Source organism: Rhodopseudomonas boonkerdii, assembly GCF_021184025.1.
Classification (GTDB): domain Bacteria; phylum Pseudomonadota; class Alphaproteobacteria; order Rhizobiales; family Xanthobacteraceae; genus Tardiphaga; species Tardiphaga boonkerdii.
This window is the reverse complement of sequence record NZ_CP036537.1, coordinates 2,721,944-2,740,525: the sequence shown is the minus strand read 5'-3', so window position 1 is coordinate 2,740,525 and position 18,582 is coordinate 2,721,944. Positions and strand designations below refer to the sequence as shown.

General features: G+C 63.0%; 16 protein-coding genes, 1 tRNA gene and 1 pseudogene. 9 read left to right on the top strand and 9 right to left on the bottom strand.

Features of this window, described 5'->3' with window-relative positions:
- Positions 1–53 precede the first annotated feature (53 nt).
- Entirely contained in the window at positions 54–650 is a 597-nt protein-coding gene (locus E0H22_RS12690) for a CoA-binding protein (protein ID WP_233025981.1), read from the top strand.
- Between the two features lie 149 nt (positions 651–799).
- The gene (locus E0H22_RS12685; RefSeq protein WP_233025980.1) at positions 800–2,080 is read left to right on the top strand and encodes an O-acetylhomoserine aminocarboxypropyltransferase; all 1,281 of its coding nucleotides are present in this window, start codon (positions 800–802) and stop codon (positions 2,078–2,080) included.
- Positions 2,081–2,215: 135 nt separating this feature from the next.
- Here E0H22_RS12685 and E0H22_RS12680 read toward each other — a convergent pair whose 3' ends face one another.
- A complete protein-coding gene (locus tag E0H22_RS12680; RefSeq protein ID WP_233025979.1) occupies positions 2,216–3,307 on the bottom strand; it encodes a COX15/CtaA family protein in 1,092 nt (363 codons plus the stop codon).
- 136 nt (positions 3,308–3,443) lie between these two features.
- On the opposite strand from E0H22_RS12680, the gene E0H22_RS12675 reads away from it, so the two are divergent.
- Entirely contained in the window at positions 3,444–3,659 is a 216-nt protein-coding gene (locus E0H22_RS12675) for a DUF2842 domain-containing protein (protein ID WP_233026337.1), read from the top strand.
- Positions 3,660–3,747: 88 nt separating this feature from the next.
- On the opposite strand, the gene E0H22_RS12670 is transcribed toward E0H22_RS12675, so the two are convergent.
- Positions 3,748–4,755: a polysaccharide deacetylase family protein gene (locus tag E0H22_RS12670; protein WP_233025978.1), complete on the bottom strand. Its 1,008-nt coding sequence runs from the start codon at positions 4,753–4,755 to the stop codon at positions 3,748–3,750.
- A gap of 106 nt (positions 4,756–4,861) precedes the next feature.
- On the opposite strand from E0H22_RS12670, the gene E0H22_RS12665 reads away from it, so the two are divergent.
- Positions 4,862–6,046 (top strand): GNAT family N-acetyltransferase, encoded by a 1,185-nt coding sequence (locus tag E0H22_RS12665; protein ID WP_233025977.1) that lies wholly within the window; start codon positions 4,862–4,864, stop codon positions 6,044–6,046.
- Positions 6,047–6,071: 25 nt separating this feature from the next.
- Here the strand turns inward: E0H22_RS12665 and E0H22_RS12660 are convergent, their stop codons facing one another.
- Positions 6,072–8,453, bottom strand: coding sequence for a GumC family protein (locus E0H22_RS12660; RefSeq protein WP_233025976.1), 2,382 nt, complete (start codon positions 8,451–8,453; stop codon positions 6,072–6,074).
- A 225-nt stretch (positions 8,454–8,678) separates the two neighbouring features.
- Between E0H22_RS12660 and E0H22_RS12655 the strand changes: the two genes are divergently transcribed.
- From E0H22_RS12655 to E0H22_RS12640, 4 genes are all read left to right on the top strand, one after another.
- Positions 8,679–9,809 carry a glycosyltransferase family 4 protein gene (locus E0H22_RS12655; protein ID WP_233025975.1) on the top strand — a complete coding sequence of 377 codons (1,131 nt, stop codon included), beginning with the start codon at positions 8,679–8,681 and terminating at the stop codon, positions 9,807–9,809.
- A 107-nt stretch (positions 9,810–9,916) separates the two neighbouring features.
- Complete coding sequence (locus E0H22_RS12650; protein WP_233025974.1) at positions 9,917–11,455, top strand: undecaprenyl-phosphate glucose phosphotransferase; 1,539 nt, start codon at positions 9,917–9,919, stop codon at positions 11,453–11,455.
- Positions 11,456–11,633: 178 nt separating this feature from the next.
- Positions 11,634–12,911 carry an O-antigen ligase family protein gene (locus tag E0H22_RS12645; protein ID WP_233025973.1) on the top strand — a complete coding sequence of 426 codons (1,278 nt, stop codon included), beginning with the start codon at positions 11,634–11,636 and terminating at the stop codon, positions 12,909–12,911.
- Positions 12,908–13,840, top strand: coding sequence for a glycosyltransferase family 2 protein (locus E0H22_RS12640; protein ID WP_233025972.1), 933 nt, complete (start codon positions 12,908–12,910; stop codon positions 13,838–13,840). The genes E0H22_RS12645 and E0H22_RS12640 overlap by 4 nt, the downstream gene beginning before the upstream one ends.
- A 66-nt stretch (positions 13,841–13,906) precedes the next feature.
- Here E0H22_RS12640 and E0H22_RS12635 read toward each other — a convergent pair whose 3' ends face one another.
- Positions 13,907–14,149 carry a hypothetical protein gene (locus E0H22_RS12635; protein ID WP_233025971.1) on the bottom strand — a complete coding sequence of 81 codons (243 nt, stop codon included), beginning with the start codon at positions 14,147–14,149 and terminating at the stop codon, positions 13,907–13,909.
- 150 nt (positions 14,150–14,299) lie between these two features.
- Between E0H22_RS12635 and E0H22_RS12630 the strand changes: the two genes are divergently transcribed.
- Entirely contained in the window at positions 14,300–14,470 is a 171-nt protein-coding gene (locus E0H22_RS12630) for a hypothetical protein (RefSeq protein ID WP_233025970.1), read from the top strand.
- A 286-nt stretch (positions 14,471–14,756) separates the two neighbouring features.
- On the opposite strand, the gene E0H22_RS12625 is transcribed toward E0H22_RS12630, so the two are convergent.
- The 5 genes and pseudogenes from E0H22_RS12625 to plsX form a co-directional block, all read right to left on the bottom strand.
- Positions 14,757–14,834 (bottom strand) — tRNA-Pro (locus tag E0H22_RS12625).
- Positions 14,835–15,581: 747 nt separating this feature from the next.
- A pseudogene (locus tag E0H22_RS12620) lies at positions 15,582–15,870 on the bottom strand (MerR family transcriptional regulator); the annotation flags it as partial.
- Positions 15,871–15,908: 38 nt separating this feature from the next.
- A complete protein-coding gene (locus E0H22_RS12615) occupies positions 15,909–16,244 on the bottom strand; it encodes an integration host factor subunit alpha (protein WP_233025969.1) in 336 nt (111 codons plus the stop codon).
- 136 nt (positions 16,245–16,380) lie between these two features.
- On the bottom strand, positions 16,381–17,352 hold the full coding sequence (locus E0H22_RS12610; RefSeq protein WP_283818824.1) for a beta-ketoacyl-ACP synthase III: 972 nt from the start codon (positions 17,350–17,352) through the stop codon (positions 16,381–16,383).
- Positions 17,349–18,410, bottom strand: a complete 1,062-nt coding sequence (gene plsX, locus E0H22_RS12605) for a phosphate acyltransferase PlsX (protein ID WP_233025968.1) — start codon at positions 18,408–18,410, stop codon at positions 17,349–17,351. Before plsX ends, E0H22_RS12610 begins: the two co-directional genes overlap by 4 nt.
- Positions 18,411–18,582 lie beyond the last annotated feature (172 nt).

Here is an 18,582-nt window from a genome sequence, read left to right as displayed (position 1 = left end):
CGCGCGCTACGCGCTCCTCACCATGAGGGAGAGAGTTTGAGAATGGAATTGCAATGAACCACGATAACTACAGCGACGCCTATATTCGCGAGATCCTCAACACCGTCAAAACCGTCGCCATGATCGGCGCCTCGCCGCAGAATGTGCGGCCGAGCTATTTCGTGTTCAAATATCTCCTCGAGCGTGGTTACGACATGATCCCGATCAATCCGGGCCAGGTCGGCAAAAGCCTGCTCGGCAAACCCTTCGTCAAATCGCTGGAAGACATCGATCGCCCCATCGACATGATCGACATGTTTCGCGGCAGCGAGCACGCGATGCCCATCGTCGATGCCGCGCTCTCGCTCGCATCGAAGCCAAAGGTCATCTGGATGCAACTCGGCGTCCGCAATGACGACGCTGCAGCCAAGGCCGAAGCGGGGGGCATCAAGGTGGTCATGAACCGCTGCCCGAAGATCGAATATGGCCGGCTGTCGTCGGAGATCCAGTGGATGGGCGTCAACTCGCGCACCATCAGCGCCAAACGCGCCCCGGTCCCGACCCAGGGCATGCGACTGTCATTGAATCGTCAGAGCCTCGGCGGCGGCAGTACGGCTGCTGCCGATCGCGCCGCGCAACGTGAGACCAAGGACAAGAACGACATCGTCTGAGCGCAGGATACAGCAGTTTCTTTTTGCTGCGATGAGCTGCTGCAGTGCGACTGTTACGAAGTCCGGACAAGGAACCGGCTCGTCTTGACGACGCCGCCGGGCCCGATCAGTTTGGCGCCGACCAAATCGACCTTTGATGGGGAGTGATGATGAGCGATCGTATTCCAGGTTTCGGCACCCTCGCCGTGCATGCCGGCGCACAGCCCGATCCAACCACCGGCGCCCGCGCAACGCCGATCTATCAAACCACGTCATTCGTCTTCAACGATGCGGACCATGCAGCGTCGCTGTTCGGCCTGCAGGCGTTCGGCAATATCTATACGCGCATCGGCAATCCCACCAATGCCGTGCTGGAAGAGCGCGTCGCGGCGCTCGAAGGCGGCACCGCGGCACTCGCCGTCGCGTCCGGCCATGCGGCGCAGCTCATCACCTTCCATTCGCTGCTCAAGCCCGGCGACGAATTCATCGCGGCACGCCGGCTCTATGGTGGTTCGATCAACCAGTTCAATCATGCCTTCAAGCACTTCGGCTGGAACGTGGTCTGGGCCGATACCGATGACGTGGCTAGCTTCGAGCGCGCAGTGACGCAGCGCACCAAGGCGATCTTCATCGAGTCCATCGCCAATCCCGGCGGCACTGTCACCGATATCGAAGCCATTGCTGCCGTCGCCCGTAAGGCCGGCGTACCCCTGATCGTCGATAATACGCTCGCCACGCCCTATCTCGTGCGCCCGATCGACCATGGCGCCGACATCGTCCTTCACTCGCTCACGAAATTTCTCGGCGGCCACGGCAATTCCATTGGTGGCATCATCGTCGATGCCGGCACCTTCGACTGGTCGAAAGACGGCAAATTTCCGGTACTGAGCGAGCCTCGCCCGGAGTATAACGGGATCAAGCTGCAAGAGACGTTCGGCAACTTCTCCTTCGCCATCTCCGCCCGCGTGCTCGGCCTGCGCGATCTCGGCCCCGCGCTGTCGCCGTTCAATGCGTTTCTGATCCTCACCGGCATCGAGACCCTCGGCCTGCGCGTGCAAAAACACTCGGACAATGCCAAAGCGGTGGCGGAGTGGCTCGCGGCCAATCCGGCCGTATCCTGGGTCAGCTATGCCGGTCTGCCCGGCGACCGCTATCACAGCCTGCAGCGCAAATATGCGCCGAAGGGCGCGGGCGCGGTGTTTACCTTCGGCCTCAAGGGCGGCTACGACGCCGGCGTAAAACTGGTGTCGAACGTAAAGCTGTTCTCGCATCTCGCCAATGTCGGCGATACCCGCTCGCTGATCATCCATCCGGCTTCGACGACCCACAGTCAGCTCAACGACGACCAGAAGTCGCTCGCCGGCGCCGGCCCGGATGTGGTGCGCCTGTCGGTGGGCATCGAGGACAAGGAAGATCTGATTGCGGATCTCGAACAGGCGCTGAGCGCCTGAGGCTTCGTCCGACCACAACTCCGCCCTCATGGTGAGGAGCCCGCCAGTCGGCGGGCGTCTTGAACCATGAGTGTGGAGCACATCCTTCGAGACGCACGCCTGAACCGGCGTGCTCCTCAGGATGAGGGCAGAGAATTAGACGGCTTTGCCGATCGCGAGATCGAGCGGCCGGGACGCCGTCGACACATCGCGCCCCTTCATCCGCTCCACCTGCAACAGCGCCAGGGTCAGCACGACGATGGCGACCGCCTGATGGGCCAGCGCGAGATCGATCGGCACCTGATGCAGCAAGGTGAGAATGCCAAGCACCGCCTGCACGGCAATCGCGGCTACCAGCCATAGCGCGCCGTTGACGACCGAGCGCTCAGCCCGCGCCAGCAGCGTGTCCAGCGCGTGCCAGATTGCCACGGCGAACAGCAGATAGGCCGTCATGCGGTGCTGAAACTGCACGGTCAGCGCGTTGTCGAACATATTGCGCCACCACGGGTCTTCGAAGAACAGACGCGACGCCGACGGAATGAACGCGCCGTCGATGTCCGGCCAGGTATTGAAGACACGCCCGGCGCGCAGCCCCGCGACCAGCGCACCGAAATAGATCTGCAGGAAAGTAAGCCCGAGCAGCACCCAGCTCGTCACGCGCAGCCGCATCGATGCGAGCCCCGTCGCGCCGGCACTCATCCGCCTGATTACCCACACGACGGCGGCGAAGATGATCAGCGCGAGCATCAGATGCACCGCGAGGCGATATTGCGAGACCTCGACGCGATGCGTGAGGCCCGAGGCCACCATCCACCAGCCGACAAAGCCCTGCAACCCGCCAAGCGCGAAGATCACCCATAGCGGCTTTTTCAGTTGGGATGGCACCATGCCGCGCCACAGGAAGAACAGGAACGGCAGCAGGAACACCATGCCGATGGTGCGGCCGAGCAACCGATGGCTCCATTCCCACCAGAAGATGGTCTTGAATTCGGCGAGGCTCATGCCGTGATTGAGCTCGCGATATTGCGGGATTTTCTTGTAGGCCTCGAAGGCCTCGTGCCAATGCGCGTCGGTCAGCGGCGGGAGCGCGCCGGTGACCGGTTTCCATTCCACGATGGACAGTCCGGATTCCGTCAGCCGCGTGGCGCCGCCGACCATCACCATGGCGACGATCATCGCCGCGACCGCCATCAGCCACCAGCGCACCGGGCGCAATTCCTTGTCGCGGATTTGGGAAATGGCAGCCATGGGATTTGGCAATCGATCTCGGTACTTTCAGGCCGCGCTTTGCAAAACAGCACTTTTAACGGATTTTCGCGCCCCTTATAGTCCGCCCGCCCCGCCCTGCAAAGTTAGGCACTTTGTCCACCCTGCCCCGGCCTTCATGAAAATCCGCACGCGCAAATTCCTCGGAACCATCCTGCTCCTGATTCTCGTGGTGGTGTGGTCGCTGCTCGGCATGGCCATGGCACAGATGCCATGGCTCGCCGCCTCCGGCTGGCGACAGGCGATTTTCTATGTGGTGGCAGGTATCGGCTGGGTACTGCCGGCGATGCCGATCGTGAGCTGGATGCAGCGGCCCGATCCGGAACAAGAATGAGGCCGTAGGGCGGATGAGCGAAGCGTAATCCGCCGGCCGGGTTCAAAATGGAAACTCCCCGGCAGATTACGGCTTCGCCTCATCCGTCCTACAGCAAACCGCTCATCATTGCCCTGAGCACGCGCAGCGAGGTCCGCCGGCCATCCCATGCCAGCCGCGGCAATGCGTGCAGTTCCGCCCCCGCCCGAACGACACCCGGCACCGACGTCGCTGCGCTGACAAAGCCCTGCTCTCTGGCGACGGAGACATCGCGTAACGAAAACGATGCCGCGTCCCCGAACGGAAATGCAAAGTGCCGCGGCGGCTCGGGCAGAGCCGCTGCAGCCACCGCTTGCCCCATCGCCATCTCGCGCGTGGCCGCAGCTTCGTCGAGATGCGCGAGGACAGGATAATTCAGCGTGCTGGTGCCGATCGTCGCCAGCGGATCGCCGGCGAAGATCGCCACGTCATCCCACGTCATCGCAACAGCACGTGACAGCGCGGCAAGATCTACATCGTAGCGCAGGCAGAGATCGTCGATCGCATGATCGAGTTCGCGCTGCGGCAGGCTACGCAACCAGCCATTGAGGTAGTGATGCGCATGAACTTTGCCAGCGATATCCGCGGTTTCGAAATAGCGCCTGACATCGTCAATGATCACGTTGATGCGATCATGCCGCCCAACCACCTGCTCCAGCGCCAACCACCACATCCGCCCCAATCCGTCGGGAAATGCCGCAGGTAGATAGACGGTGAACGGCACCTGATGGCCGGACAGCAGCGGCCACGCGAATTCAATGAAATCGCGCGTTCCCCCATCAAAAGTCAGCGCGACGAAACGGCGACCGGCCGGCGGCGTCTGTACGCGGCGACAGGCTTCATCCATGGAAACGATGTCGAACGGCCACCCCTTCAACTTGATGATCAGCCGGTGCAGGAACTGCGGGGTAATCTCCTGCGCCCGCAGAGGCTGAAACGCAGCGGATCGTGCCGGCCGTACGCGAGTGAATTTGAGGATGATACCAGCGCCGCCACGCGACCGCTCCAGCAGGCGCCACGCACCACTTGCATAGGCCACTTCCAGCTTCAGCGCCGTCCAATCCGTCCCCAGCGACACCGCACTCTCCCTGCGGCGATCCCCGCACCGCCATATTCCTTACCGTTTGTTGAGATTTCTTTGCAAAGCTTCGCTCCCAACGGAAAAATCCCGACAGGGCATCGCAATGACCATGGCTGCGGCAATGGATAAACCAATCGCGGCACGCCCCGGTGCGCCCCGCATCGCGCAGGTCGATATTTTTTCCGACTTCGCAAGCGCCGAACCGATCTGGCGGCAGTTCGAGACCCCCTCGCATTTCGCGACGCCCTATCAGCGCTTCGATTTTCTGGTCGCCTGGCAGAAGCACGCCGGCAAGGCGGAAGGCGCGCAGCCCTTCATCGTGGTCGCCCGTGACGCCGAGCAACAGCCGCTTTTGTTGCTCCCGCTCGTGATCGGCCGCGAAAACGGCATGCGTGTCGCGAGCTTCCCCGGCGGCAAGCATGTCACCTTCAACATGCCGCTATGGCGCCGGGATTTCGCGGAGACCGCAACCCGCACCGATATCGACGTGTTGCTCAAGGGAATTCAGGCCGGCTCGGACAAAATCGATGTCCTGGCCTTGCTCCAGCAGCCGCAGACGTGGCGCGGCATCGCCAACCCGCTGGCGCTGCTGCCGCATCAGCCGTCCGCCAACGAATGCCCGGTGCTGATCATGGCGCCCGATGCGGCGCCGACCGACCGCGTATCGAACTCGATGCGCAAGCGGCTGAAGACCAAGGAGGCCAAATACAAGGGCCTGCCCGGTTACGGTTACATGCATGCGACGACGCCTGCCGAGGTCACGCGCGTGCTCGACATGTTCTTTGCGGTGAAGCCGCTGCGCATGGCCGAACAAGGCCTGCCCGACGTATTCGCCGAACCCGGCATCGAGGCCTTTCTACGCGAGGCCTGCGCCACGCCGCGTGCCGGCGGCTACGCTATCGATATCCATGCTCTCGTCTGCGACGAGGAAGTGATCGCCATGTATGCCGGCGTCACCGACGAGCATCGCTTCTCGATGATGTTCAACACCTACACCATGTCCGCGAATGCGAAATACAGCCCGGGCCTGATCCTGATGCGCAGCATCGTCGACCATTATGCCGAGCGCGGCATCCGGTCGCTGGATCTCGGCATCGGCGAAGGCGACTACAAGCGGATGTTCTGCAAGGACGACGAGATCATCTTCGACAGCTACATCCCGCTGACCACGCGCGGGCGCCTGGGTGCGCTTGGCCTGTCGTCGGTGGCGCATGCCAAGCGGATGGTCAAACAGTCACCGGCGCTGCTGCAGATGGCGCAGAGACTGCGCAGCGCGTTTCACCGCTGATCCCTTGCAAACAGTGAGATAGCCTTCAGGCGGCAACCCGCGGGCCATGCCCTTTCGGCTCATCGCCACCCGGTGCTTCCGCCACCGAGCGCAGCATGCGGACATCGCCGAAGCCCACGGCCCGAAGCTCCTCCGCCATGCGCGCGCGGGCTTCCATGCCCATGGTGGATTCCGGCACCACGATCGCGCGGGCTTGCGCGGTCAGCAGGCCGGCCGGCAGGTCGGCCGCGGTGCCGGCATCGAGCAGCACATGATCGTAGACACGCAGCAGCGCATCCAGCGCCATGACCAGGCGCGGTGACCGCAGCAATGAGCGGTCGGCGCTGGCGCGGCCTGCCATCACCATATGCAGCGCGGACATACGGTCCTTGGTGATGACATGACCGAACGAGGCCTCGCCGAGCATGAGATCTGCAAGGCCGGGCGCGGAAGGATCGCTCGAAACCGCTTTCAATGTCGGCGACGAGGCGGACAGGTCTACCAGAACGACCTTGGCATCGCGCGCCAGAATGCGCGCCAGTGTCAGCGCGGTCAGCGAAATGCTGTCATTGTGGCCAGTGCCGAGAATGGTGATCTTCCGCGCGGCGGGGCCGGCAGAACGGATATCGCGGGCCAGTTGCTCGATCTCGGTCACTCCGGCAGCGAGCTCGGGATGGCTGTCGCGCAGCGGCGCCGGAGCTGGAGCAGCCTCCGTCTCTGGCGCGGCGATTGGAGCTGCAGCAACGGATGCGGGCGCGAAGACCGGCGCAGGCCCCGACGCGGCCACGGCCGGCGATTCCGGCACATAGGGCGTAACCGGCTCCGCCTGCATTTGCATCTCAGGTTCGACGCGGCGCGAAGCCTGCATTACCCGCACGGCACCGGCCCCCGGTCCCTGCGGCGCAGTCATCCGCAGCAATTCGCCGGTGACGATGCTACCTGCCGTGAGGAGCAGCGTCGCCAGCGTGGCGATCAGCACGACCGGCAGCTTCTTCGGATAGGCCGGCGTGTTGGAAACGATCGCACGCGAGATGATACGGCCGTCGGTGGGCGCACCATCGATGTTTTCGCGCGTCGTCGCTTCGCGGTATTTTGCGAGGTAGGATTCCAGCAGGTCGCGCTGCGCCTTGGCCTCGCGCTCCAGTGCGCGCAGCTGCACGTCCTGACCGTTGCTGCTCGACGCCTGGCGCTTCAATTGTTCGAGGCTGTTGGAGAGACCGTCCACGCGGCCGGCGGCGACGCGCGCGTCGTTCTCGAAAGACCGCGACAATTTTGCCGCCTCATCGCGCAGTTGCTTGTCGAGATCGCCGAGCTGCGCGCGCAGTTCCTTGATGCGCGGGTGCGCATCGAGCAAAGTCGAGGATTGTTCGGCCAGCTGCGCCCGCAGCGTCACGCGCTGCTCGGAAAGACGGCGGATCAGGTCGGAATTCAGCACTTCGGAAAATTCGATCGGTTTGCCACCCTGCAGCATTTCCTTGATCAGCCGCGCCTTGGATTCGGCGTCCGACTTCAAGGCGCGTGCGTTGTTAAGCTGGCTGTTGATCTCGCCAAGCTGCTGGTTCGACAGCGAAGTGTTGTTGGTACCGATGAACAGGCTCGATTTCGAGCGGAAATCCTCGGCGCGCGATTCCGCATCATTGACCTTCTTGCGGAGGTCGTCGATCTCGCCCGAAAGCCACTGCCCGGCCGCCTTTGCCTGCTGCTGGCGTGCCGCCTGCTGCATGACGAGATAGCCATCGGCGATGGAGTCGGCGACCTTGGCGGCAAGGTCGGGATCGATCGACTGGAATTCCACAACGATGACACGCGACCTGTCGACCGCGAAGGCCGTCAGCCGTTCATAATAGGAATCCAGCACACGCTCTTCCGGCGTCATCGAGAACGGATCGCGCGCCGCGCCGATCAGCGCCAGCAGCGATTTCCATGGCTGCGCGCCCTTCAGCACCGGATCGAACTCCGGGCGCTCGGCCAGCTTGTTCTTTCTGATCACCTCACGCGCGAGATCGCGCGACAGCACCAGCTGCACCTGGCTGGCGACAGCTTCCGCATCAAGCGTGCTGCGTTCCTCGCTGCGCTCGCCATTGGGGCGCAGAAAGATATTTTCGCGGCCATCGATCAGAATGCGCGCTTCGGACTTGTAACGCGGCGTGATCAGATTGACGAGAACCGCGGAGCCGATGGCGGCGATCAGCGTCGGCACGATGACCCACATCCGCTTGCGCAGCAGCGCCCGGCCAAGCGCACCGAGATCGAGATCGTCAAGCTGCGGCGACGCAGGCGGCGGCGCGCGCTCGGTGACGACAGCTTCCTTCATTCTGGGAGTGAATGCAGACTTCAACACAGAGGCGGGCTTCTCTGCGCCGGTCGCCTTGGCGGCCCGATCAACCGACGCAACATCCTTACCTGCACGCCCAAACGGCCAACGCATCGCAAACCCCTACAGAACGCCATGGCGCCTACTCAATGGCGCCGATTAAATGCGATTAAGGTTGCCGGCCGGTTAATCGCGCAGGTTGACGCCCCCTTGGAGCCAGAGGCGGGGCAAACGACAGCCTCACGCTTTGTTAACCGCGATGACGCTTATTGAACTCAATTTCTTCAGCGATTTTGAATCCAGGCGGGCGGCGCTCCCCCGCGAAAGCTGGTTTTACGTATGACTGCCACGGACAAGCCGCTTCGCATCCTTCACGCCGTGCGCGCGCCTGTCGGTGGTATCTTTCGCCACATCATCGACGTCGCCAACGGTCAGGCCGACCGCGGCCATGAGGTCGGCATCCTCGCCGACAGCCTCACCGGCGGGGAGCGGGCCGACGTAGCGCTGGCCGACATCGCACCGCGCCTGAAGCTCGGCGTCCACCGCCTGCCGATCAAACGCGAGCCCGATCCAACCGATCTCTCCGTCTGGTTCAGCTTCAGGAGCCTCGCGCGCCGGTTGAAGCCCGACGTGCTGCACGGCCACGGCGCCAAGGCAGGCGCCTTCGTGCGTTTGAAGGGGCACGCCAAGGACACCATCCGCATCTACACGCCGCATGGCGGCTCGCTGCACTATCCACAAAACACGGCAAAAGGCGCCTTCTACAGCCGGCTCGAGCGCGGCCTGATGAATCGCACCGAACTGTTTCTGTTCGAAAGCACCTTCGCCCGCGATACGTATCAGCGCATGATCGGTACGCCGTCGGGCCTCGTGAAATGCGTATTCAACGGTGTCACATCCGGTGAATTCGATCCGGTCGAGCTTGCCGAGGACGCCACCGATATCTGCTATGTCGGTGAGTTCCGCCGCATCAAGGGCGCCGATCTGCTCGTCGACGCTGTCGCGCGCCTGCGCGCCGACGGTCGCGCCGTCACCCTCACCCTTGGCGGCGACGGCGAAGAGACCAACGCCCTCAAAGCCCAGATCGAGCGGCTCGGCCTCGGCAGTGCGGTCCGCTTCATCGGCCATGTGAAGCCGCGTTTCGGCTTCTCCAAAGGGCGGCTTCTGGTGGTCCCGTCGCGCGGCGACAGCATGCCCTATGTCGTGATCGAAGCCGGTGCGGCCGGCGTGCCGATGATCGCTGCCGATGTCGGCGGCATTCCGGAAATTTTCGGTCCGCACAGGGAGGCGCTGTTTCCACCGAGCAATGCCGCCGCCATGGCCGACGCGATCAAAATTGCGCTCGACGACCTCAATGGCACACGCACGCGCGCCATGATCCTGCGTGAGCGCATCCAGCAGCACTTTTCGCAGGGCGCCATGGTGGAAGGCGTCATCGCCGGTTACCGCGAAGCGTTTGCAAATCACTAACCCCCGTTAACCTGTAACGAATTCTTCCGATTTGTCCGCTAATTCGGCGGAAAAGACGTATGCTCCCCCTCCCTGGAGCATGCCATACAATAAGTAGGAAGTTCGCTTTGGATCCGATCAACGCTCGCTCAATGATCGATGCTGCTGCGACGGACGCATCTCCGTCCCGCCAGTTCGAACGCCGCCGCAGGTTGACGCCCGAAGCGCTTGCTGTCGTCGAGCAGAAAGTCCGCTCGGCCTATTCGCCGGTGGTCATCAGCGGCGCCGTCCGTGCCATCGATTTCATCCTGCTCAGCCTTGTCGGGACGGCGCTTTATCTCGCCTATGTCGCCCCCACTTCCAGTTTCACCTGGGAATATCCAGCAGGCATCGTCGCGATGTCGGCCGTTGCGGTCGCCTGCTTCCAGGCCGCCGATATCTACAATCTGCAGATGTTCCGCGGTCGCGTGAGGCAGTTGACCCGAATGGTCTCCGCCTGGGCGTTCGTCTTTCTGCTGTTCATCGGCGTATCGTTTTTCGCAAAGTTCGGCAGCGCGGTATCCCGCGTCTGGCTGGCGTCGTTCTTCCTCGTCGGCCTCGCCGCCCTCGTCGCACAGCGCACCGTGCTGCGCATATTGATCATCCGCTGGGCGCACCAGGGCCGCCTCGCCCGCCGCACCGTCATCGTGGGCGCCGACGTCAATGGCGAGCAGTTGATCCGGGAGTTGCAGTCGCAGGAGGATTCCGACATCCAGATCCTCGGCGTGTTCGACGACCGCAGCGACAAGCGCTCGATGGACATCATCGCCGGAGCACCGAAGCTCGGCAAGATCGACGACATCATCGAATTCGCGCGCCGCACCCGCGTCGATCTCGTGCTTTTCGCGCTGCCGATTTCCGCAGAAATGCGCATTCTCGAAATGCTGAAGAAGCTGTGGGTGTTGCCGGTGGATATCCGCCTGTCCGCGCACACCAACAAGCTGCGTTTCCGTCCCCGCTCATACTCCTATCTTGGCAAGGTGCCGACCCTCGACGTCTTCGAGGCACCGATCACCGACTGGGATCTGGTCATGAAGTGGCTGTTCGACCGTGTGGTCGGCGGCATCGCGCTGCTTTGCGCTCTGCCCCTCATGGCGCTGATCGCACTCGCCATCAAGCTCGACAGTCCCGGCCCGGTGCTGTTCCGGCAGAAGCGTTTCGGCTTCAACAACGAGCGTATCGACGTCTTCAAGTTTCGATCGCTCTATCACGATCAGGCCGACCCGCTGGCCAAGACCGTGGTGACCAAAGGCGACAAGCGTGTCACCCGCGTCGGCCGCTTTATCAGGAAATCGAGCATCGACGAGTTGCCGCAGTTGTTCAATGTGGTGCTCAAGGGCAATCTCTCGCTGGTCGGCCCACGCCCGCACGCGGTCCAGCAGAGGCTGCAGAGCCAGCTGCTCGATGAAGCCGTAGACGGCTATTTCGCCCGCCACCGCGTCAAACCCGGGATCACCGGTTGGGCTCAGATCAATGGTTGGCGCGGCGAAGTCGACAGCGAGGAGAAGATCCAGAAGCGCGTCGAGTTCGACCTCTATTACATCGAGAACTGGTCGGTTCTGTTCGACGCCTATATTCTGTTCCGCACCCCGATCTCGCTGTTGACGAAGAACGAAAACGCATATTGACGGCGCGCCTGCCCCGGACGCGATGCGATACGCAGTATCGCTTCGCAGATCCGGGGCCGTTCCAGACGCCAGAGCCCGTAACGGTCCCGACTCAGCGGAGCGGCATTCCGCGCCGCACCGCGTCCGGGACAACGTTCTCTTACACCTCTCGTCAACCCGCCCCCGCTAACATCGCCGCATGACCCTGCACGCCTCCAGCGATCACGCCTATGCGGCGCCGACGGCTCCCGCTGTCGCCACGCTGCAGCATGGGCTGCTGTGGTTGATGGGCATGGGCGGCGCCATCGTCTTCATCGAGCCGAGCCCTTATGAAATCTTCGCACTGACGTCGGTCGTGGTGTTCACGGCCAGCGGCCTGCGCATGCGTATGGCGTTCATGCCGCTGGCGCTGCTGCTGTTCGCGGTCAATCTCGGCTATACGATCTGTGCCGTATCGTTGCTGGACCAGCAGCCGGTCGTCTACTGGATCCTGACGTCCTGGTACATGGCGGTCACGGCGCTCTTCATCGCCCTCGTGGTCTCGGAAGACACTGCGGCGCGGCTGCACTATCTGCGTTCCGGCCTGATCGCCGGAGCGGTGATCGCCTCGTTGGCCGGCATCGCCGGCTATCTGCGCCTGACACCCGGCGAACTATTCACGCTTTATGGCCGCGCCGCGGGCACCTTCAAGGACCCCAACGTGTTCGGCGCGTTCCTCGTATTGCCGGCGCTGCTCTGCTTGCAAAGCGTCGTCAGCGACGGGCTCGGCCGCACGCTGCGCTCGATCGTGCTGCTCGGCATCATCACGCTGGCGCTGCTGCTCGCTTTCTCGCGCGCCGCCTGGGGCATGCTCGCCCTCACCGCAGCCTTCATGCTGTTGTTGATGATGCTGACCAGCCAGACCAACCGCCAGCGCTCGCGCATCGTCATCATGGCCATCGCGGCCGTCGCGGCCGTCGCGCTGGCGCTCGTGATCCTGCTGCAGTTCGATTTCATCCGCGACATGTTCCAGCAGCGCGCCTCGTTCGACCAGAGCTATGACGAAGGCCGGTTCGGTCGCTTCGGCCGTCATCTCCTCGGCGCGCAGATGGCGCTCGATCTGCCCCTTGGCATCGGCCCGCTGCAATTCAGCAAATTCTTCCCGGAAGACACGCATAACTCCTATCTCAACGCCTTCATGTCCGGCGGCTGGATTTCCGGCGTGTTCTATCCCGCGCTGGTCTTCACGACCGCCTTGATCGGCTTCCGCTACATCTTCGTGCGCACGCCCTGGCAACGCCCCTATCTCGCGGTGTTCTCCGCCTATCTCGGCACCATCGGCGAAGGCTTCATCATCGATACCGATCACTGGCGCCATTTCTGGCTGATCCTCGGCCTGATGTGGGGCCTGTTCGTCGCGACCCAGCGTCATGCCGCAACGGCGCGCTTTGTGGCGCAATTCGACATCACTCAGGCAGAAGGACGGGCCGCACGATGACGGAACCTTCCATCCGCATCGCCGTGCTGGTGCCCTGCTTCAACGAAGCCGCGGCCATCGGTCAGGTCGTGCACGATTTTCGCGCCGCGCTGCCGATGGCCGAAGTCTATGTCTATGACAACAACTCCTCCGACGACACCGCGGCCATTGCCGGTGCCGCCGGCGCCCAGGTCCGCTGCGAAAGGCATCAGGGCAAGGGCCACGTGGTGCGCCGGATGTTCGCCGACGTGGAGGCCGACATCTACGTGATGGTCGATGGCGATGCGACCTATGACGCTGCCAGCGCGCCCGCGATGATCGCCAGACTGATCGACGAACGCCTCGATATGGTCGTCGCGCAACGCATCGATCAGGACGCCGCGGCGTATCGCCCCGGTCACCGCACCGGCAACTTTCTTCTGACGCGCTTCCTCGCCGACACTTTCGGGCGCGGATTCGAGGATATTCTGTCGGGCTATCGCGTGTTCTCGCGCCGCTTCGTCAAGACGATCCCGTTGCTCTCCGACGGCTTCGAAATCGAGACCGAACTCAGCGTCCACGCCCTCGAATTGTCGATCCCGGTTGCGGAGATGCCGACGCCCTATTTCTCGCGCCCCGCAGGCTCGCACAGCAAGCTCAACACGTGGCGCGACGGCTTTCGGATTCTCGGCACCATCCTGAAGCTGTATCGCTCGGAAAAGCCTCTGCGCTTCTTCACCACCATCGCCATCACGCTGGCAGCGATGTCGGTGATCCTGTCGATCCCGCTTTTCCTCACTTATGTCGAGGAAGGTTTGGTGCCGCGATTCCCGACCGCGATCCTCGCTACCGGCATCATGCTGGTCGCCGTGATCTCACTGTTCTCGGGCCTCATCCTCGATACCGTCTCGCGCGGCCGCCGCGAGGCGAAGCTCCTGCGCTATCTGTCCGAGCCCTGGATCGGGCACTGAACTCGGCGACCTGCCAACAAAAACGGCCCCGCTTTCGCGAGGCCGTCTTCTGATCCAGGTGCTGTGTTAGCGCACCACGATGACCTTCTTCCGCGGGCCACCGTAATAGCCGTGGCGGTGATGATGACGCGGAGCGTAATACGCGCGGCCGTGACGATAGCCGGGGCCACGATGATAACCGCGAGGACCATGATAGCCGTGATGGCCGCCACCGACATGCACGCTGATGCCCTGTGCGGACGCGGGAGCGGTCGGCACCGCGACATAAAGAAGGCCGGCCGCAGCCAACATCGCAAGCTTCTTGATCATGGGTATATGTCCCTTCCTCTTTTCTAAATGTGGCAGGACAAGTCGAGAGCGTCACAATGGTTCCAGTTCGATGCACCGGCTTCCGATTTAGCGCCACAACGCGTTCCGGCTGGAACAGGAACCGCGCATCGACACACGCGTTTGCTGGGCATGACCGACGCATCGAAAAATCGCGACAACGTCAAGCAGCCTGGGCGAGATGATAAGATCCCGCCGGCCGGCGCTCATGACAAGCCGCATCTGACCGATAAGCACAAGACGCCAGGAAGCGGCGTGCTGCCCGACAAGGACCATCCGGAGATCGAGGGACCGACGGGGTGAGCCTGCGATCCGCGCTCACAGAACTGACGCGGTCGCGTCATCGCACATTCTTATGCGAGCGCTAACGTCACATTAACGATCGCGACTCACAGTGGTGGTCAGGTTCGCGCGAGCCGGATGTACGCCCGCGCAGAAAATGGCTCGGGCCTTCCGGTTCCGGGTCATTTTTGTTTTTCGGGACGCCCGATATCCGGTTCCAATGCCGGAGCGCCATTGTGACGAGCCACAAAAGGCCCGGAGCAACTCGCAGCCTTCCGCCATTTATCCAGTTATTTCAGCTAATTAATGGTCGGAGCGAGAGGATTCGAACCTCCGACCCCTAGTCTCCCAGACTAGTGCGCTAACCGGGCTGCGCTACGCTCCGCCGAGGCATGCTGTAACGTCGTTCCGGGCGGTGTGCAAGCGCCAGACGCTCACCCGCTCCCATGTCCATGGGATGATCCCGCTTAATTGCCGCCCTCCTTCATCGCCGCGTCCAGGGCGCGGCGGGCGGCGAGCAATTCTTCCAGCACGGCTTCCAATCGCTCGCGGTCGAGCGAACGCGCCGGACGGGGCTGCGGCGATGGTTGCGACGCCAGGCGCGGCTGCGGTGCAGGATTTGCGCGCGGCTGAGGCGTCGGATTGGCACGGCTCATGGTCGCCGGATCGGTGCGGCCAATGGCTTGTTGCAGACGCGGCTCGACGCGCGGCGCCGTGCGCATGGCAGGGTCGGTGCGCACCTCCGGCGCGGGGCCGGCCGGCCGGCGCATGTCAGTTTCGCGGCGAACGACAACGTCCGGCGCCTTGCGGGTCGCGGCCGACTCGGGCTCGGCTTCCTCCTCCTCGGCATCGTCATCAGACGCCTCGTCGTCGGAATCGTCCTCGCCGTCTTCTTCGTCCGCTTCCTCGGCTTCTTCTTCCTCGTCGCCTTCTTCGGAGTCGTCCTCGCCGGCTTCTTCCTCTTCGGCGTCCCCGGCTGCGCCCTCGTCCTCGGCCTCTTCGTCCTCGAACTCTTCTTCGAGCTCGCCCTCTACCTCTTCTTCCGGCTCGTCCTCGACCACCGGACGCCTGGCAACGGGCCGCGTCATGATCGGCTCTGCCGAGGACATCCGCGGTCCCGCGCGCACGGGCGCGAAGCCCGGCGCGGCCTGCTCATCTGCCAGTCCCTGCACCGCCTTGATGCCGTTCTCTTTGAGGATCCGCTGTACGCCGCGGATCGTGTAGCCCTCACCGTACAGAAGCCGGCGGATACCGCGCAGCAGATCGACGTCGTCCGGGCGATAATATCGCCGGCCGCCGGATCGCTTCATGGGCTTGATTTGAGTGAACCGCGTTTCCCAGAACCGCAGCACATGCTGCGGAATGTCGAGGTCGTCGGCGACCTCGCTGATGGTCCGAAACGCATCCGGCGCTTTATCCAAGTGCAGGATTCCTGTGGTTCATCCCCGGGATTATAACATCAATCGTCGTGGTCTTTGCCGTTGCCGGCCGGCGCCGTGTTGCCGTTGATACGCTGCTTGAGAATTGCAGACGGCTTGAACACCATCACACGTCGCGGCGAAATCGGCACTTCCGTGCCCGTCTTCGGATTGCGCCCGATGCGCTCACCTTTACTGCGCACCATGAAGGAGCCGAACGACGACAGTTTCACTGTCTCGCCCTTTTCCAGACAATCCGTGATCTCTTTCAGAACAAGTTCAACAAACGCAGACGACTCGGTGCGCGACAAGCCTACCTTTTGATAGACCGCCTCGCACAGATCGACGCGTGTGACTGTTTTTCCCGTGCCCGTCATGCCTGCCCCAAAAACTTCTCGGCGAACCGAAATTCGTCACGGAAACTAGGAGGTTAACGCCACCGGGTCAACACCGCAGGGCGCCGCAAGCGCATGGAAAATCATGACAATTTGAGCTGTTGTGGTTTTGCAACCATCACCAGCGAACCAGCGCCGAGCCCCAGGTGAAGCCACCGCCCATGGCTTCGAGCAAAACCAGGTCGCCTTTCTTGATGCGTCCGTCATTGACCGCAACAGATAGCGCCAGCGGAATCGATGCCGCCGAGGTGTTGCCGTGGCGATCCACGGTGAGCACGACCTTCTGCGGTGCAATATGCAATTTATGCGCGGAAGCGTCGATAATGCGCTTGTTCGCCTGATGCGGCACGAACCAGTCGATGCTCTCGGCGCTCGCACCGGTCGCCGCAAAGGCATCGACGATCACATCGGTGATCATGCCGACGGCATGTTTGAAAACTTCGCGGCCTTCCATGCGCAGATAGCCGACCGTCTGCGTCGAGGATGGGCCGCCATCGACGAACAGCTTGTCCTTGTGCCGGCCATCGGAGCGCAGATGGGTGGTGAGCACGCCGCGATCGGCCGTGGTTCCCGCCTGCTCCTGCGCTTCGAGCACCACGGCGCCGGCGCCGTCGCCGAACAGCACGCAGGTGCCACGATCGGTCCAGTCGAGAATGCGCGAGAATGTCTCGGCGCCGATCACCAGCGCGCGCTTGCCGGCGCCGGTGCGCAGCAGACTGTCGGCCGTGGTAAGCGCAAAGATGAAGCCCGAACACACCGCCTGAAGGTCGAATGCCGCGCCATGAGTGATGCCGAGCGCGTTCTGAACTGCCACCGCCGTTGCCGGAAAGGTGTTGTCCGGCGTCGAGGTGGCCAGCACGATCAGGTCGATGGACTGCGCATCGATTCCGGCATTCTTCAGCGCCGCCTGCGCCGCCTTGACCGCAAGATGCGAGGTGAACTCGCCTTCCGCAGCAATATGGCGCTGCTGGATGCCGGTACGCTGGACGATCCATTCGTCCGACGTATCGACCTTGGTCGCCAGTTCAGTGTTGGTAAGAACACGCTCCGGCAGATAGGAGCCGCAGCCGAGCACGACTGAACGTATCACGAGACAGCCTCCTGCGCGGCCGCCGGCGCGGCAGACGCGCCATGATCCCGGTCGAGCGTTTGATTGATTTTGTTGAGCAGGTCGTAGCGGACCATGTCATAGCCGACATCGACCGCATAGGCGAAACCATCAGCATCGGTGCCACCGTGGCTCTTCACCACGATGCCGTTGAGGCCGAGAAATACGCCGCCATTGGATTTTGACGGATCCATCTTGTCGCGCAGCGCCTTGAAGGCGTTCTTGGCGAACAGATAGCCGATCCTCGAACGCCAGGTGCGGCTCATGGCGGCGCGCAGATATTCGGCGAGCTGCCGCGCGGTGCCCTCTGCCGCCTTGAGCGCGATATTGCCGGAGAAGCCTTCGGTAACGATCACATCGGCATCGCCCTTGCCGATGCCGTCGCCTTCGACGAAGCCGATAAATTTCAGCTGCGGCAGGTCGGCCGAGCGGAGCAGCTCCGCCGCCTCGCGAATCTCCTCGCCGCCCTTCACTTCCTCGACGCCGATATTGAGCAGACCGACGGTCGGGCGCTCGAGATCGAACATCACCCGCGCCATGGCGCTGCCCATGATCGCCAGCGACTTGAGGTGATGCGCATCGCCGCCGATGGTGGCGCCGAGATCGAGCACGATGCTGTCGCCGCGCATGGTCGGCCACACCGCCGCGATGGCGGGGCGATCGATGCCCGGCAGCGTGCGCAGGCAGAACCGCGCCATCGCCATCAGCGCGCCGGTGTTGCCGGCCGAGACCGCGACATCGGCCTCGCCATGCTTTACCGCGTCGATCGCCATCCACATGGACGAGACCTTGCGGCCACGGCGCAGCGCCTGGCTCGGCTTGTCGTGCATCGACACCGCGACATCGGAATGGATCACCCGCGACACCTTCTTGAGCGCCGGGTGGTTAGCCATTTCCTTCTCGATTTGCGTGCTGTCGCCGACCAGCACGAATTCGCTGTCGGGATGCCGGGTCAGCGAAATCGCCGCGCCGGGAATGACCACCGATGGGCCGAAATCACCGCCCATGGCGTCGAGCGCGATGCGAACCTTTTTAGCCATGTACGTCCTGGAAACCTGTCTTGTGCGGCTTTATTCACATGGCCGCCGACGAACCACCGCGACCGGCGGCAGCAAGATGATGGCATGGACCCGTTTTCGGCGCGCGACAATAGCGTTTCCGCCATTTGACACAACACCTTGACCGGGCGGTTTTCCCCCGCCAGCCGCGGAG